Raw genomic sequence first — 15,103 nt, 5'->3', positions numbered from 1 at the left:
GGATACAGCGAAACGCGCCCGCGGCGCATGCTTGGGGTTTGCAACAATGGTCGGAGCCCGACGCCGATGTTGACATAGGCATCGCTGGAAAATTCCCCACCGATACAAGAAGGAGACGCACCCATGAGGCATTTCCCGTCATCGGCCCGGGCGGCCTGCCTGGCCGCCCTGGTTTCCCTGATATCCGCCGGCCCCGCCGTCGCGGCCTCGTATCCGGACAAGCCGGTACGCGTGGTGGTCGGTTTCTCGGCCGGCGGCACCACCGACGTCGCCGCCCGCATCATCGCCAAGGAACTGGGCGACGACCTGGGCCAGAGCTTCGTGGTCGAGAACAAGCCCGGGGCCGGCAGCAACATCGGCGCCGAACTGGTCGCCCGCGCCAAGCCCGACGGCTACACGCTGTACATGGTGGCCGTCACCAGCACCATCAACCAGACCCTGTACAAGAACCTGAGTTTCGACATCGTCAAGGATTTCGCGCCCATCGCGCTGGTCATCAAGGTGCCCAACATCCTGGTCGTCAATCCGTCGCTGCCGGTCAAGAACGTCAAGGAACTGGTGGCCTACGTCAAGGCGCATCCGGACAAGCTCTCGTACGCATCGTCGGGCAGCGGCACGTCCATCCACATGGCGGGCGAGCTGTTCAAGCTGCGGGCCGGCGTGGACATTCCCCACATCCCCTACAAGGGCAGCGCTCCCGCCCTGACCGACCTGATCGGCAACCAGGTGCAACTGATGTTCGACAACATGCCCTCGGCCTGGCCCCACGTGCAGGCCGGCAAGCTGCGCGCGCTGGCGGTCACCACCGCCGAACGCTCGGCCACCGCGCCCGATCTGCCCACCATGATGGAGTCGGGCTATGACAAGTTCGACGTGTCGTCGTGGTTCGGGCTGATCGCGCCCAAGGGCACGCCGCCCGACGTCATCGCCAAGGTCAACGCATCCGTGCAGAAGGCGCTGGCCAAGCCGGACGTGCAGCAGCGTTTCAAGGACCTGGGCGCCGTCACGGCCAAGACCACGCCGGAGCAGTTCGGTGCGTTCATCAAGGACGAAGTCGACACCTGGGCAACGGTGGTCAAGGCCTCGGGCGCGAAGGTGGAGTAGCCGCGCTGGCTTCCCAGAGCGTGGTCTCGCCGCCCAGGGGGCGTTGCAGCGAACGCTCCGGGATCTCCCAGACGATCAGGCGGGGAGGCGTGTCGCGGAATTCCTCGCTCTTGAAATAGGCCTGCGCGGCGCCGGCGAATTCGCCGCCGTCGCGGGCGAAGTTGACCACGCGGGTCTGCATCGCGGCCTCCAGGAACGGGACGAAGTTCGAGTTGCGCGAGTAGGATGTGCCGATCAGGGCCACCCTAGGCAGGTCCGCGTCGCCGAACAGGTCGTTCTCGCTGGCGGGGGCGGCGGTGTCCGCCACCGGCGCGAAGGCCGTGCGCGGCTCCAGGTCCAGGGCCGGCTGCAGCGAGACCGGCAGCCATTCTATGCCGGCCAGCCGGATCAGGTCTCCCTCCAGCGGTCGAGGCTGGCCCCGCGTCACGGCATAGGCCTGGTGCGGTTTCAGCGCCTGGTCGGCCGAGGGCAGCACGCGCGCCGCGGCGGCGATGGCGCCGGCCGCCGCTTCCGCGCCGGCTTCGTTCCAATGGGTGTCGGTGCGCAGGAAACCCGGCACGGGCAGCTTGCGCAGCGCGGACTCCAGGTCCACGGTCCGTACGCCGCTGGCTCGCAGCAGGCCGTTCCACGCGCGCAGGCGCTCGTCCAGCGCGGCCGGACGATAGACGCCGCAGCGTTCGGCGGCAGCGATGCGGCTCTTGTCGGGTACCGTGGCCACGAGCAGCTCGATGCCGCGCGCGGCCAGCCGCGTCCGCAGGTCGGCGACTTCCCGCGCCCGCGCCCGCAGGGCATCGTCGCCGCCGGCATGCGGCTCCAGTTCGTCGGCCAGGAACAGCCAGTCCGGGCAGCCCTGGCGCACGCGCGGGCCCAGGTCGCCCACGGCCAGCCAGCTCGCGCCGCGTTCCAGGCTGGCCGAGCCGGAGGGCAGCGGCGTCTTGGCCAGGGTGTCGGCGATCTCGGCGGTGACCCGTCCGTCCAGGAAGCCGGACCAATCGGGCGCGGTGCGGGTCAGGGGCAGTTGCTCGACCAGCAGTCCGTAGCCGTTGGACAGCAGCCCCGCCGCCAGGACGGCGGCCATGACGCAGCCCGCGAGCGCGTAGCGGGGGCCGGAGCGGGAACAGGTCTTGTCCATCAGAACTGGAAGTACAGGAAGGGGACCGCGCCGCGGCTGGCGATGAGCGAGAAGCCCAGCAGGAAGCCGGCCACCGGCCAGGCGCCGTCCCAGGCGCGCAGCAGCGCCGGCCGGCCGCCGCGCGCCAGCCAGGCGTCCATCGCCGGATACACGATGCACAGCACGCCCAGGACCATGGCCATCACGTGGGCGGGCCGAAGCTGGACGCGCAGGGCATCGCCCAGCGCGTAGCCGTTCAGGCCGAACTGGCCGGCATACATGTCCAGGGCCGAGCCGAAGGAGTGCGCCCGGAACAGCGTCCAGGCCAGCATGACGAACAGCAGGGTCAGCACCCGCGACAGCACGGCGGGCGGCTCGGGCAGCGACGCATGGCCCCACAGCCGGGTGCCGGCCAGGGCCAGGCCGTGGGCGATGCCCCACAGCAGGTAGTTCCAGTTGTCGCCGCCGTGCCAGAGGCCGGCGATGGCCATGGTCAGCAGCAGGTTGACGTAGGTGCGCGCCTCGCCCTTGCGGTTGCCGCCCAGCGGGATGTAGAGGTAGTCACGCAGCCAGCTCGACAGCGACAGGTGCCAGCGGCGCCAGAAGTCCTGGATGCTGGTGGCCAGGTAGGGATGGTTGAAGTTCTCGGGAAAATGGAAGCCCAGCATCAGGCCCAGGCCGATGGCCATGGCGCTGTAGCCGGCGAAGTCGAAGAACAGCTGCAGGCTGTACGCGAAGCAGCCCAGCCACGCGTCCAGGAAGGTGGGGGCGGACAGCGAGAAGGCGGTCTGCACCAGGGGCGACAGCGTGTCGGCGATCAGTACCTTCATGCCGAAGCCGATCATGAACCGGCGCGCGCCCTGCGTGAACTGGGGCCAGTCGACGGTGCGCTCGCGCAGTTCGCGGGCCACCCAGTCGTAGCGGATGATGGGACCGGCGATCAGGTGCACGAACATGGCCTGGTAGGCGCCGAAGTTCACCAGGCTGCGGTCGGCCGGCACGACGCGGCGCTGCACGTCGATCAGGTAGGAAATCGACTGCAGCACGATGAAGGACAGGCCGATGGGCAGCGCGATCTTCTGCCAGGGCACGGGCATCGCGCCGCTCCACGACAGCACCTGGTTGAAGGTTTCGACCAGGATGTTGGCGTACTTGTACCAGCACAGCACGGACAGGTTGATCGTGATGAACGCCACCAGCATCAGCATGCGCTGGCGTTCGGTGCGGGTGCTGTCGATGGCCATGCCGCCTATCCAGCCAACCAGGATGAGCGCGATGAACAGCAACAGCAGCAGCGGGCTCCACCAGCCGTAGAAGATCCAGCTGGAGAACATCAGCACGGCATTGCGCCAGGACGCCGGCACGGCCGCGTAGACGAGCAGGAACAGCGGCAGGAACAGCGTGAGGAATTCCAGCGACGCAAAGACCATGGAGACGACCTGTGGGGGAACTCGGGAAGCGGGGTCAGCGGGTCAGTGCGTCGTTGGCGAACAGCGTGCGGGGGCCCTGGGGACCGGGAACGACCAGGACCGTATAGCGCTGGCCTGCCTCGAGCGCGCCCAGGTCGCGGGCCGCGCCTTGCGGCTTGCCGTCGCAGGTCAGCTCCACCGACACGGCCACGGGGTTGATCAGGCGGCGTTTGACCTGGCCCTGGCCGACATTCTCGAAGATGCCGACGTTGCGGCCGGCCGTGCGCAGCCCGGCCTGGCGGCAGGCGGGATCGGCGTTGTAGAGCGCCAGCGAGGCGCGCATGGCGTTGAAGTCGTCGGGCGATTCCTTGATGACCACGGTCGCTTTCTTGTCCAGCGCGACGACGGTGGCGAACTCGCCGGGCTTGACCGTGACCGACACCGGCAGGTTCTGGCCGCCTCCGACCAGCGTGCCCTTGACCGGCTTGCTCGCGGCCACCGGCATGAAGCCGGAGGCGGGCCTGTCCGCCGGCAGCGCCAGCGTCGCGCTGGTGCCGGCGGCCTGGACTTCCAGCGGCGCGGCGGTGGCGTTGACGAAGCGCACGAAGGCCGAGTCCTCGGCGGGGCCCGTCGGATAGAGCGGGATGCCGGCCGCGTGCGCGGTCAGCGCGGGCAGGCAGGCCAGTGCTGCGGTCAGGGTGGGTTTCATTTGCCGTTGGCTCCCTTGGTTGCCGGCGCGCTGGCCAGCGCCTGCGTGATGGCCGAGCCCCACGCGTTGTAGCCGGCCTGCGTGAAGTGCTGGCCGTCCACCGTGGCCCATTGTCCGGGCTTGGCGAACTTCAGCGAGTCGATGTACTGGCAGGGCGGAACATTGGCCTCGAGGAACTTCGACATCAGCTGGACGCGGGGATAGGTCTTGCCATACTTGCCGCCTTCGCTGCCCCAGGCCGGCCCCACCCATGCGCACTTGGTGTTGGTGGAGGAAATGGCCTTGACCAGCGAGGTCGTCTGTTGCCAGGCCCAGGTCTTGGGGAAGTCCGGCTTGGTATAGGCGGCCATCGTGTCGCCGAAGACCAGGACGACGAGGTCGGGCTTTTCCTTGGCGATCAACTGAGAAATGGGTTCGGTCGCGGCGGCCTTGCCCTTGACGACGGCCTTGGCGTTGCCGATGCGCTCGGCGCCGCCGCAGGAGCCGGGCGTGGCGGTCAGCCACTCGGCGGGCGTCGTGCCGCACACGCCTATGGTGTGCACGCTCTTTGCCCCCTGCCGGAGCAGGCCGTCGTGCAGCGACCCGATCAGGTAGGACGGGGTGGCCAGGTGGCTGTCGCCGATGATGAGGATCGTCAGGCCAGCGATCAATGAAACCATTTCGTACTCCGGTGATACCTACAGCAGTAAGGTGATGCGTTTATTCACTCGCGTAGGGCGAGGCGAAGGGAGGTACCGGCATGGGGACCGGACCCGTTTGCGGCTCGAGAGCATAGCGTACGTAGACGCCCCCCTTGTATTGCCGATAGTCGCGCGCATTGTCGATACTGAAATTGCCGCCCAGGAACCACTTGGGCGCGAGCTGGTATTCGGCGGCCAGCGCGAGGCCGTAGCCGATGCCGGTCTTGCTCTGGCCGGCGTAGCTGGCCTGGGTGCCATAGGCCGCGGCGACGGCTTCGGCCTGGGCCTGGCGGGCCGGATCCGAGAAGTAGTTCGCGGCGTCCTGCTTGATGTGCTGCACGCCGATCGCGCCCTTGATCTGGTAGCTGAAGCGGCCCTGGCGCTCCGCCCACGCCAGCGGCACGCTGAGCGCGACGAAGCGCTGCGGGCTGAAATAGCCGCCATTGCCCACCGTGTAGTAGCCCTGGTTCTTGTCGTAGCCGAAGACGGTCAGGTCCAGGCCCGAGGTCAGGGTGCGGTTGGGTTCGCGGATGAGCTGCGTGTAGAAACCCGCGCCGCCCGAGAGCCGGCTGTTCGACTGCACGTTGTGGCCGTTCAGGCTGTGCCAGCCCAGGCTGCCGTAGAAGCCGTAGCCATCGTAGTTCAGGCCGCCGCGCAGGCGTCCGCCCGTGGCCGTCACGCCGCCCCAGCTTTCGCCGGTCCGGCTGTCGCGCGTGCCCGCGTAGGAGAGCACCGTGTCCGTAACCGCGCGGCGCGAGGCTTCCACGCCATAGGACAGGCGCGGGCCGTCCTCGTTGGCGACTTCGCCGTCGAAGCGGGCGCCGCCCACGATGTTCTGGTAGCGGAAACCGAAAGGCGTGACACCCAGGTCCAGCTTCAGGCCCGACAATTGGTAGCCCCCCGCGACGCCCACGCCGCTGGCGTTCTGCGAGCCGGGTGCGCCGACGGCACCCTGTTGCTGGGCATTCGCGGCGGCGGGGCCACCGCCGAACTGGCTGCTGGACGCGAAATCGCCGCCGACCGAGCCGGCGCGCAGGGTGACCGGGGTGGCCTGGACATAGGCGCGGCCGTCGCCGACGGGGAAGTCCACCGTGACCGGCGTTTCCACGTCCAGCATGCGGCCCATGCCGCCGGCGCCATTGTGCTGGCGGATGGTCGTGCCGACGGTGATGGTCGCGCTGCGGGCCTGCTGGATCGCATCCAGTTCTTCTTCCAGCGTCTTGGGCGCAGCAGGCGCGGCCGAGGCCCTGGCCAGGTTGGCCTGCGAGCCGCCGGGCCGGCGGAAGGGGGACGGCGGCAGGGTGGGGGCGGGTTCGAGGCCGATCACCGGGTCGGGAATGGCGCCGGGGGAGGGCGGCGGGACGGTACCCGGAGGCGGCGCCGATACCGTGGCGACGAACGGTGCCTGCACGGTCGCGATTCCAGGTCCGCGCGGACCGAGGAGCGACCGGCGCGGGCTCCGCGCTGGACGAGGCGCGCGCTGCCGGGACGGGCGCGGCCAGCGCCGCGGGCGCCGGCGCGGCAGCGGCGCGTCCGCCGTCTCCGCGTGCCGCCGCGGCGTAGGCGGCGGGCGCGGTGACCTGGGTACCGAAGACGGGGCCGCCGTAGGAGACGGTCGTCGTGTCCGCCGGTGCCGCGCCCGCCACCCGCTGGGCCGGCGGATTGCTGCGGACCTGGCCGGGGAGGCTGGCGAAAGGATTGTCGTCGTTGACCCGGGGAGCCGGCGCCGCTGCCACCGTCTGCTGGGCCGCCGGAACCTTGGCCGCGGCTTGCGCGGCCAGGGCCGCCTTCAGGTATTCCGCCGCCTTGCCGCTCTTGCCCATGCTGTTGTAGACCCGGCCCACCGAGGCCAGCACGGTCGGGTTCCTGGGTTGCAGGCTGACGGCCTTGGCCAGCGCTGCCTCGGCGTAGTCGGTATTCCTGGCCTGCACCGCGGCCTGGGCGGCGGCGGTCAGCAGTTCGGCATTGTCGGGATCCTTCTCCAGCAATTGCCGGTGCAGGGCCAGCGCCTTGGCGCCGTCGCCGGCCGCCGAGTACATGCGCGCCAGCGCCCCCACGACCAGCGGGTCGTTGGGATACTTCGCCAGCATCGGGGCCAGCACGTCGTAGGCGTCGGCGATGCGGCCGCGCTGGCGTAGCGCGTCGGCCTGGCGCACGGTGTAGAGCTTGCGAAGATCGTCGAAGCTGCGGGTCTGCCGATCGTTCAACGCCTGCGTCTGCAATTGCCGCAGGATGCCCGCGGCTTCCGCGTCCTGGTCGGTCTTGAGCAGCACGACCGTGTATTGCAGCAGCAGGTCGTTGTCGGGGGTGGACGTGCGGGCCACTGCCTGGCGCAACATGCTCAAGGCATGCATGTTGTCGCCGGCGTCGATGTAGGCCGACGCGAGCGAGCCGATCAGTCCCGGGCTTTGCGCCACCTCGGGTTCGAGCTGCGCGAGGATGGCCTTGGCCTGCTCCGGCTTGCCGGCCCGGGCGAGCGTGACCGCCTGCGACACCTGGTACTGGGTCCAGGCGAGTTTCTGCAGGTCGATGACTTCCTTGGTCCGGTTGCGGGCCGGGATCCTGTCCAGCGTCTTGAGCGCCGCGTCCCAGTCCTGGACTTCGGCGGACAGCAGGGCGCTGGCCTGTAATGCGCCGGGGTCGTCGGGGTTGGTCAGCAGCAGGCCGTCGACCACGCCGCGCGCTTCGGCGATGCTGCCGGTCTTCAGGTACAGGCGTGCCAGGTCCAGGCGCAGCCAGGCATCGTCGGGATTGGCGCGCAGGCCGTCTTCCAGCAGCCGTCGCGCGGCCGGGTAGTCGCCCCGTTCGCTGGCCTTGCGGGCATCGTTGCGTGCCTGGGTGGCGCGCAACTGGCCGACGCTGCCTATCTTCTGCTGGTCGGCCGGGCTCAGTTGCGAGACCAGCCGCAGCGCTTCCTCCATGCGGTCGGTCTGCGCCAGCACGTTCACCAGGCCTTGCAGGGCGGAAAGGTTGTCCTTGTCGCGCGCCAGCACGCCGCGGAAGATTTTCTCCGCCTGGGAGTATTGGCCGCGCTCGGCCAGCACGCCGCCCAGCGCGACTTCGGCCGTCCGATCGTTCTGCGACAGTTTGACGGCCTGTTCCAGTTGCTGCTGTGCCTTTTCCAGTTCGCCGGCTTCGCGGGCGCGTTCGGCGCTGGCGTTGAGCGACCAGTACCGGGCGACGCCCAGCACCTGTTGCCAGCCGCCGCGCGAGCGCGGCTGCCGCGTGGCGCGCGTGAGGAATTCCACGGCTTCGTCGGGACGCTCCTGCTTGAGGCGCAGGACGCCCATGCCACCCAGCGCGTCGGCGTGGTTGGGATTGGCCTGGAGCAGGGCGGTGAGGTCCGCTTCGGCGCTGTCGAGGTTGCCGCCTTCCAGTTCCTTGAATGCGCGGCTCAGCTGCGCGTCTTGCGGCGAGGGCGTGGCGGCGCGGGCCGCGGTGCCTCCTCCGGCCCTGCGTGTGCGGCTGTATTGCTGGCGGATCTCGGTGTCGTCCGGATGGGTCTTCAAGTAGGCTTCGAACAGGGGAGCGTCGGCGGGGCGGGGATCACCGTACCAGGTCAACGCCGCCCGCCAGCTTTCGTCGGCGTCGCCGCCGACGTCCTGGCGCGACGACAGCCTGGCCAGGCGGCGGATGCCTTCGGCCCGGGTGCTTTCCTTGCGGGTCAGCAGTTTGGCCAGCGCGAGCGAGACCTGGACGTTGTCGGGGCTTTCGCGTTGTAGCCGTTCCAGGCCCTGGCGCGCCTCGTCCCAGCCGTCGTTGGTGTAGCCGAGGTAGCTGTAGTATTCCAGCGCGATGCGGCCTTGCGGGGCCTTGCCGCCGAACACGGACCGGTACTGCACCACGGCCTTGTCGATCTCCCCCGAGCTGGCCAGCAGCCGGGCCTGTTCGAGCGTTTTCGGATTGTCGCCGGCGCGCAGGGTGATCTCCTGCTCCAGCCGCACCGCATCGACTTCAGCCGTCCCCAGCGCGCGCAGCTGCGCCAGGTACTCCCGTGCGCGCGCGGGCCGGTTGGCCTTCAGTTCGAGCAGGCCCAGGTTGTACAGCGCCTCGGTGTTCTTGGGATCCGCCTGCAGCAGGCGCCCCCAGGCTTCGGCGGCGCGCGCGTCGTTGTTGCGGGCCTGCCAGTAGCGGCCCTGTTCGAGCAGCGACGTGGTCGTGGCCGAAGGCGTCTGCGCGGGGGCTGCCGGCGGGGTCTGCGCGTTCAGGCTGGGGGAAATGGCCAGGGCGGCCAGCAGGCCGGCCGTCAGAAAACCACCTCCAGCGCGGCCCGGGCTTGGGGCGGCCCGGCGCCGGGGCGCTAGCGAGCGACGGTGGGCGGACATGTTTTCTCCCAGGATAGTTGCACTTGTCCAGTGCTTAGGAATCGATAGCGTTCTTCGGCCCAGCCCAATCCAAACAGGCTGAGCACGACGTCGTAGTAGGGGGGCTGGCGGTCGGGACCTGCCGTGCGCAGGCTTTCGTCCAGCAGGGCCTGGGCGCGGCGCTGCTGCAGGTCGGCCAGCCAGGGCTGTTTCTTGGCCGTGAAGTAGGGCACCAGCGCCGACGAAAAGCCGAACGGTCCGGTGCCTTCGGTCTGGCCCGTCATGGCGCGTACGCGTTCGGGGGGCGTGCCGGCGCTCGCGGTCGAGGCGGCCATGCCGCGCAGGGCTTGCAGCATGGGGGCGGCCAGCGGATCGCTGGTGGGGGCCATGCCGGCCCACAGGTAGGTACGGATGGCGTCGTAGCTGCCCAGGTCGCCCTTGATGGGGTCGACCACGAACAGGCCGCTGGCGGGCGAGGCGCCGCGATAGGCGACCCAGTCGGCCACGTAGCCCTTGGGGCTGACGGCGGCCAGCAAGGCCGCGGTGTTGTCGGCGATCCGGGCCCAGGGACCCGACGGCGAAACCGTGGCCAGCCGGCGCAGCAGCGGCAGCGGCAGGTAGCTGGGGTTGATCTGCCAGAGCGAGTCCGGCCGCGCGAAGCTGCGGCGGCCGGGAAGCAGCATGGGCCCGAGGCCTGGCAGTTCGACGGTCTCCTCGGCCTCGATGCGGGCCACGAGGGCCCGCGCGTCGCGCAGGTAGTCGTCGCGGCGCCATCTCTCGCCGGCCTCGAACAGCGCATACGCGAACCACAGGTCGGCGTCCGAGGCGGAGTTGTCGTCCAGCACGCCCCAGGTGCCGTCTTCGCGCTTGCCCCAGTACCACGCGGGCAGCCGGGCGCCGATGTCGCCGCCGGCCAGGTTGTCGACGGCCCAGCGCCACATCCTGTCGAAGGCGGCCGCATCGTTGGCGACCAGGGCGAAGAACATGCCGTAGGATTGCCCTTCGGACGAGGAGTGCAGGCGCGGTGTGCTGGCGTCCAGCACCCGGCCGTCGGGCTGGATGAAGTGCGTCCCGAATGCCTGCCACAGCGGCCACGCGGGCTTGCACGCGTCCGGGCCGGCGGCCGCGCGGACGGCCGCCGGCCCGGCCAGCGCGAACGACAGCGCCGACGCCATGGCGGCCAGGCGCCATGTCAGCCGCCCGATGGCTGGGTACGTCTTCATCTGGCCACCGGCGTCGCTCAGGCGTTCAGGCGGCGGGCCGCCCGGGCGCGAAGCGCGATGTAGACCAGGAGGCCCAGCAGCGCGATGCCGAACACGGCAAGCAGCAGCAGGATCCAGGGCTGGCGGGCGGCGTACCACTGGATGGTCTTGAAGAAGCCCAGCGATCCCACGTAGTAGGTCGGGCCCGAGACCAGCGAGTCGACCTGCTTGCCGCGCACGACGGACACGCTGCCCTGGATGAACTCGGTCCGGTCTTCGCCGATCAGCGCATCCACGGCTTCGGCCAGGCCTTCGGGGCGGGTGGCCGAGATCGCGACCACGCTGCGGCCGCTGCGCAGCGGCGATTCGAAGCCCGCGAATACCACGCTGGCGCCGTCGGTCGTGAAGGACAGCGAATTGCGGGCCTTGCCCGTGTCCTCGCGCGGATTGGGAACGACCCAGTTCCAGGCCTGGTAGACCCAGTCCGACAGGCTGAAGCGGCGGCCGCCCTCGGCCAGCGAGACGGGCAGCTGGCTGCTCCATTGCTTGAGCAGGGGCTGGTTGTCGCCCGATGCGATCACCAGCAGGTCCTTGTCGGCCAGGCCGGAAACCTGCTCGGCGCGCGCGACCGTGACGTTCAGTGCGGGATAGCCGGTCGATTCCGACAGGCGGCCCAGCACGCCCAGGTAGGCGCTGTACTCGGCGGTGCCGGCGCTGTCCGGAAGAATGATCGCGGTCTGCGACAGGTCCGCCATCCGGGTGAACGGGAAGCCGCTGTTGTGGAACACGGCCAGGTCGGGCAGGGCGATGTAGTGCTTGAAGCCGGAGATGTCGATGGTCGAATCCGGTTCGATCGCGCCGCGGACGTTGTCGATGATCACGTCACGGCACTGGCCTTCCTTGATGTAGTCGTACTGGTAGCGGAACTGCAGCCGCGAGCGCGGTGGCATCAGCTGCAGCGGCAGCTCCATCTGCGCCCGCACGGGAATGCTGCTGTCCGTCTGGAGCTTGGCCAGCAGGCCTTCGCCGCCGTTCAGGCGTTCGATCGACGGCAGCGGGAACGACTTCACCAGTTGGTCGTTCACGCCCAGGGTCATGGTCGAGCTGGTCGACAGTTGCTGGGGCGTGTAGCGATACCGCAGGTCCAGGGGAATGCCGCTCTCGCGCCAGCCGAACAGGTCGGGCGGCAGGCGCAGGTCGACCGGAATGGTGGGAGGCGCGAAGCCCGAGACGTTCAGGCTGGTGGGCGGCACCAGTTCGCCAAACTTGACCGGACGATCGCTGCGCAGCCAGTTGGGCGCGTCATAGGGCTTGCGCGGTTCGAGTTCTGCCAGTTGCGTGATGACCGCGCGCTGGCCGGTCAGCGCCTTGCTGCCCGTGACCACGGCCTGGGCGGCCCGCTTGAGTTCCTTGGCATCGCGGCCGCCCAGCACCAGCAGCTTGCCGTACATGTCGTTGGGATTGGGGACCAGGGTGACACTCGGCCCGCTGGGGGCGGGCAGGTCGAGCCCGCCCGAGCGCAGCTCGCCCGTGGTCAGCAGGATGGCGTTGCCCTTGGTGGGCAGCTGGTTGACGGCGGTCGGGAAGCGCGCGCCGCGGTAGCTCGCCAGTGCTCCGAACCACGACGACAGGATGCCGGCCGCCTCCAGGGTGGTGTTGTCCGGCGCGGCGGCGAACACGAAGGGCAGCGTCAGCGGCCGGCTGTCGCGCCGATCGAAGAAGGGCAGGGGCAGGATGGACAGGTCGTTGGCCAGCACCAGCGGCGTGACCGTGAGCTCCAGCGTGCTGCGGTTGCTGACGTTGGCCCACAGGCTGGAGTGCAGGGGATCCTCGCACTCCATCGTGTAGTGGCCAATGAGCTGCACGTTCAGGTTGTTGAATTGCGTGATGAGCTGCGAAGGCAGGTCGACCACGGTTTCCTTGGGCTCGCCCGCGCTTTCCTTGGGCACCGGCACCGAGGCCGCGACTTCGCCATTGACCAGCACGTTGATGTGCGACAGGTCGGCCAGCAGCGCGGGCGAATAGGTGTAGCGCAGGCGCAGCCGCGCCGAGGACACGACCTCGTCGGCGCGGATGTCGAAGGGCAGGCTGAAGCTGCCTTCCACGCCGCGGATCACCATGGGCGTGCCCGCGCCGAGCTGCTTGAGCGTGACGCCATAGGTACGGCCGCCCGACACCAGTTGCTCGGGCTTGGCGGGGGCCTCGCCGCCGGCCGGAGCCGGCTGGGTGGCGGCCTGCAGCGGCAGCGAGTTCAGCAGCAGCGCGGCGGCCAGCATCGCCGAGAGCGGCCTGGCGGACAATGCGTAGGCGCGCTTGCGGGGAAGATTTCTGGTTGTTGTCATCGATTCTTCATCCTGGTTTGGATAGGACGGGCTTGCAGCCGGGCGCGCACGGCCTGGCCTCCGTGTAGGGCGAGTTGCTTCATGCCGAGCACACCGATGCGCACGACCTCGCGCAGGCCGACCAGCGGCGCGTCGGGCGTGTTCTGGCCCCAGTTCTCGGCCCAGGTGTCGGCGCGCGCGAAGGTCATCTCGGCCATTTCCACCTGCTGTTGCAGCGTCAGCGATTCGAAGCGCAGGCCCAGGTGGTGGTCGGTCGAGAACACGATGGTGGCGGGAAAGACCCGCTGCTCGGTGCCGCGGAACAGGGCCACGTGCAGTTCCTGCCCGATCTCCAGCCGTTCCAGTTCCGGCGGCAGCTGGATGCCCAGGCCGGTCGCGGAATAGTCGGTGGTGCTGCACGCCACGGTCTTGCCGTTCGGCAGGCGCAGCATGGCCGGGATCTGCGCGGCGACGCGGGGCTGCGAGCGGAACTGCCGCTCCTCGCGGGCGACGGCGATGCTCGCGCTGGTGATGATGATGTTGTAGAGGGTCCAGACCAGGTTGATCGCCAGGGTGAACAGGCCGCCCGAGTCATAGTCGACGACGGCCAGCGAGATCAGGCCGGCGATCAGGCCGGCGATGTTCAGGGCCAGCAGCACGAGGTAGGGCTTGGCCATGTCCCAGTCGAACCACGCCTGGCCCTGGGCGCCGCCCTTGGCCGTGACGTTGAACTTGCCCAGCTTGGGGTTGATCAGGGCCAGCAGTGCCGGCCGCATGATGTACCAGGCCAGTACCGATTCGTAGACCTCGTTCCAGAACGAGTGGCGGAAGCGCCCCTGCATCCGCGAGCTGGTCAGGTTGGCGTGGATCAGGTGGGGGAAGGCATACAGCGTGATCATCAGCGCCGACGCCTGGAACACGTGCGCGCCGAAGAACAGGAAGGCCAGCGGCGCGGTCAGGAACACCAGGCGCGGCAGGCCGTAGAAGAAATGCAGCATGGCGTTCAGGTAGCACATGCGCTGGCTCAGGCTCAGGCCCTTGCCGAACAGCGGGTTGTCGACGCGGAAGATCTGGGCCATGCCGCGCGCCCAGCGCACGCGCTGGCCGATGTGGCGGGACAGGTTTTCCGTCGCCAGGCCGGCCGCCTGCGGGACGGCCAGGTAGGCCGTGTTGTAGCCCGCGCGGTTCAGCTTGAGGGCGGTGTGGGCGTCCTCGGTCACCGTCTCGGTGGCGATGCCGCCCACTTCCTCGAGCTGGCTGCGGCGCAGGACCGCGCACGAACCGCAGAAGAACGCCGCGTTCCAGAGGTCGTTGCCGTCCTGGACCAGGCCGTAGAACAGCTCGCCCTCGTTGGGCACCGCCCGGAAGGTATGCAGGTTCTTCTCGAACGGATCGGCCGAGAAGAAATAGTGGGGCGTCTGCAGCATCGCCAGCTTCGGATCCTTCAGGAACCAGCCTATGCAGATCTGCAGGAAGGAGCGGGTGGGGATGTGGTCGCAGTCGAACACGGCCACGTACTCGCTGCTGGTCAGCTCCAGCGCCGCGTTCAGGTTGCCGGCCTTGGCCGATTCGTTGTTGCTGCGCGCGATGTAGCCCACGCCCAGCTCGGAACAGAAGTCCTGGAATTCCTTGCGGCGGCCGTCGTCCAGCACGAAGATGTGCAGGCGGTCGGCCGGCCAGTCCAGCGAGACGGCGGTCAGCACCGACTGCTTCACCACGTCCAGCGGCTCGTTGTAGGTCGGGATCAGGATATCCACCGACGGCCAGGTCGCCGGATCGGCGGGCATCGCGGCCGGCAGCCGGCGCAGCGGCCAGATGGTTTGCAGATAGCCCAGCAGCAGTACCGACAGGGCATAGATCTCGGCCAGCAGCAGGCCATAGCCGAAGGCGATGTCCAGCCAGCTCTGGAAGTCCAGCGTCGAGGTCAGCCGCCAGTACATGTAGCGCAGCGACATCGTCGCCGACAGGAGCACCATCAACACCGTCGGCAGGCGCCCCGCGACGTTGCGCAATACCAGCGCGGCCACCAGGGCCACCAGGGACAGCAGCAGTTGCGGCAGCGCTTCCAGCGGGGCGGTGATGACGACGGCCAGGCTGAAGCAGGCCACGGCGGCCAGCACGATCCGGACAAGCGGGTGGCTCCACAGCGGCAGCGCGGCCAGGCGGTCGGCGCGGGCGTCTGCCGGTGCCTGGTGGGAGGTGGGAACGGCTGGCGGCAGCGGACTCACGCCGTTCTCCTTCGGGTCTGGCTCGGCTTCATGGA

The 15,103-nt window shown here is 69.3% G+C and carries 10 protein-coding genes and 1 pseudogene; 2 read left to right on the top strand and 9 right to left on the bottom strand.

From position 1 onward, the window contains the following. Positions 1-123: 123 nt before the first annotated feature. A complete protein-coding gene (locus EGT29_RS22320) occupies positions 124-1,104 on the top strand; it encodes a tripartite tricarboxylate transporter substrate binding protein (RefSeq protein WP_124691042.1) in 981 nt (326 codons plus the stop codon). Here EGT29_RS22320 and EGT29_RS22315 read toward each other — a convergent pair. The 5 genes from EGT29_RS22315 to EGT29_RS22295 are packed head-to-tail and all read right to left on the bottom strand — an operon-like array spanning position 1,076 to position 6,424. Then, positions 1,076-2,236: a cell division protein FtsQ gene (locus EGT29_RS22315; protein WP_124691041.1), complete on the bottom strand. Its 1,161-nt coding sequence runs from the start codon at positions 2,234-2,236 to the stop codon at positions 1,076-1,078. The genes EGT29_RS22320 and EGT29_RS22315 overlap by 29 nt on opposite strands. Beyond that, positions 2,236-3,645 (bottom strand): MBOAT family protein, encoded by a 1,410-nt coding sequence (locus EGT29_RS22310; protein WP_124691040.1) that lies wholly within the window; start codon positions 3,643-3,645, stop codon positions 2,236-2,238. Before EGT29_RS22310 ends, EGT29_RS22315 begins: the two co-directional genes overlap by 1 nt. Positions 3,646-3,679: 34 nt before the next feature. Further along, complete coding sequence (locus EGT29_RS22305) at positions 3,680-4,333, bottom strand: alginate O-acetyltransferase AlgF (RefSeq protein ID WP_124691039.1); 654 nt, start codon at positions 4,331-4,333, stop codon at positions 3,680-3,682. Next, complete coding sequence (locus tag EGT29_RS22300) at positions 4,330-4,992, bottom strand: SGNH/GDSL hydrolase family protein (protein ID WP_124691038.1); 663 nt, start codon at positions 4,990-4,992, stop codon at positions 4,330-4,332. The genes EGT29_RS22305 and EGT29_RS22300 overlap by 4 nt, the downstream gene beginning before the upstream one ends. Positions 4,993-5,032: 40 nt before the next feature. Beyond that, the gene (locus tag EGT29_RS22295; RefSeq protein ID WP_161567916.1) at positions 5,033-6,424 is read right to left on the bottom strand and encodes a cellulose synthase subunit BcsC-related outer membrane protein; all 1,392 of its coding nucleotides are present in this window, start codon (positions 6,422-6,424) and stop codon (positions 5,033-5,035) included. Between the two features lie 209 nt (positions 6,425-6,633). On the opposite strand from EGT29_RS22295, the gene EGT29_RS28530 reads away from it, so the two are divergent. Beyond that, positions 6,634-6,846, top strand: coding sequence for a hypothetical protein (locus tag EGT29_RS28530; RefSeq protein WP_161567915.1), 213 nt, complete (start codon positions 6,634-6,636; stop codon positions 6,844-6,846). A gap of 29 nt (positions 6,847-6,875) precedes the next feature. On the opposite strand, the pseudogene EGT29_RS28950 reads toward EGT29_RS28530, so the two are convergent. The 4 genes and pseudogenes from EGT29_RS28950 to bcsA form a co-directional block, all read right to left on the bottom strand. Then, a pseudogene (locus tag EGT29_RS28950) lies at positions 6,876-9,338 on the bottom strand (tetratricopeptide repeat protein); the annotation flags it as partial. Beyond that, positions 9,314-10,540, bottom strand: a complete 1,227-nt coding sequence (gene bcsZ, locus EGT29_RS22260) for a cellulose synthase complex periplasmic endoglucanase BcsZ (RefSeq protein ID WP_124691034.1) — start codon at positions 10,538-10,540, stop codon at positions 9,314-9,316. The pseudogene EGT29_RS28950 and the gene bcsZ, both read right to left, overlap by 25 nt. Positions 10,541-10,557: 17 nt before the next feature. Further along, the gene (gene bcsB / locus EGT29_RS22255; protein WP_124691033.1) at positions 10,558-12,861 is read right to left on the bottom strand and encodes a cellulose biosynthesis cyclic di-GMP-binding regulatory protein BcsB; all 2,304 of its coding nucleotides are present in this window, start codon (positions 12,859-12,861) and stop codon (positions 10,558-10,560) included. Beyond that, complete coding sequence (gene bcsA / locus EGT29_RS22250; RefSeq protein ID WP_124691032.1) at positions 12,858-15,068, bottom strand: UDP-forming cellulose synthase catalytic subunit; 2,211 nt, start codon at positions 15,066-15,068, stop codon at positions 12,858-12,860. Before bcsA ends, bcsB begins: the two co-directional genes overlap by 4 nt. Positions 15,069-15,103: the final 35 nt, after the last annotated feature.

The organism is Pigmentiphaga sp. H8 (assembly GCF_003854895.1).
Lineage (GTDB): Bacteria > Pseudomonadota > Gammaproteobacteria > Burkholderiales > Burkholderiaceae_B > Pigmentiphaga.
The sequence above is the reverse complement of the archived record's forward strand: the minus strand, read 5'-3'. Positions and strand labels throughout refer to the sequence as shown.

Excerpts from the sequence above, each read along its gene's own strand:
- EGT29_RS22320 (WP_124691042.1), top strand. The coding sequence starts at position 124 with ATGAGGCATTTCCCGTCATCGGCCCGGGCGGCCTGCCTGGCCGCCCTG.
- EGT29_RS22315 (WP_124691041.1), bottom strand. The coding sequence starts at position 2,236 with ATGGACAAGACCTGTTCCCGCTCCGGCCCCCGCTACGCGCTCGCGGGC.
- EGT29_RS22310 (WP_124691040.1), bottom strand. The coding sequence starts at position 3,645 with ATGGTCTTTGCGTCGCTGGAATTCCTCACGCTGTTCCTGCCGCTGTTC.
- EGT29_RS22305 (WP_124691039.1), bottom strand. The coding sequence starts at position 4,333 with ATGAAACCCACCCTGACCGCAGCACTGGCCTGCCTGCCCGCGCTGACC.
- EGT29_RS22300 (WP_124691038.1), bottom strand. The coding sequence starts at position 4,992 with ATGGTTTCATTGATCGCTGGCCTGACGATCCTCATCATCGGCGACAGC.
- bcsZ (WP_124691034.1), bottom strand. The coding sequence starts at position 10,540 with ATGAAGACGTACCCAGCCATCGGGCGGCTGACATGGCGCCTGGCCGCC.
- bcsB (WP_124691033.1), bottom strand. The coding sequence starts at position 12,861 with ATGACAACAACCAGAAATCTTCCCCGCAAGCGCGCCTACGCATTGTCC.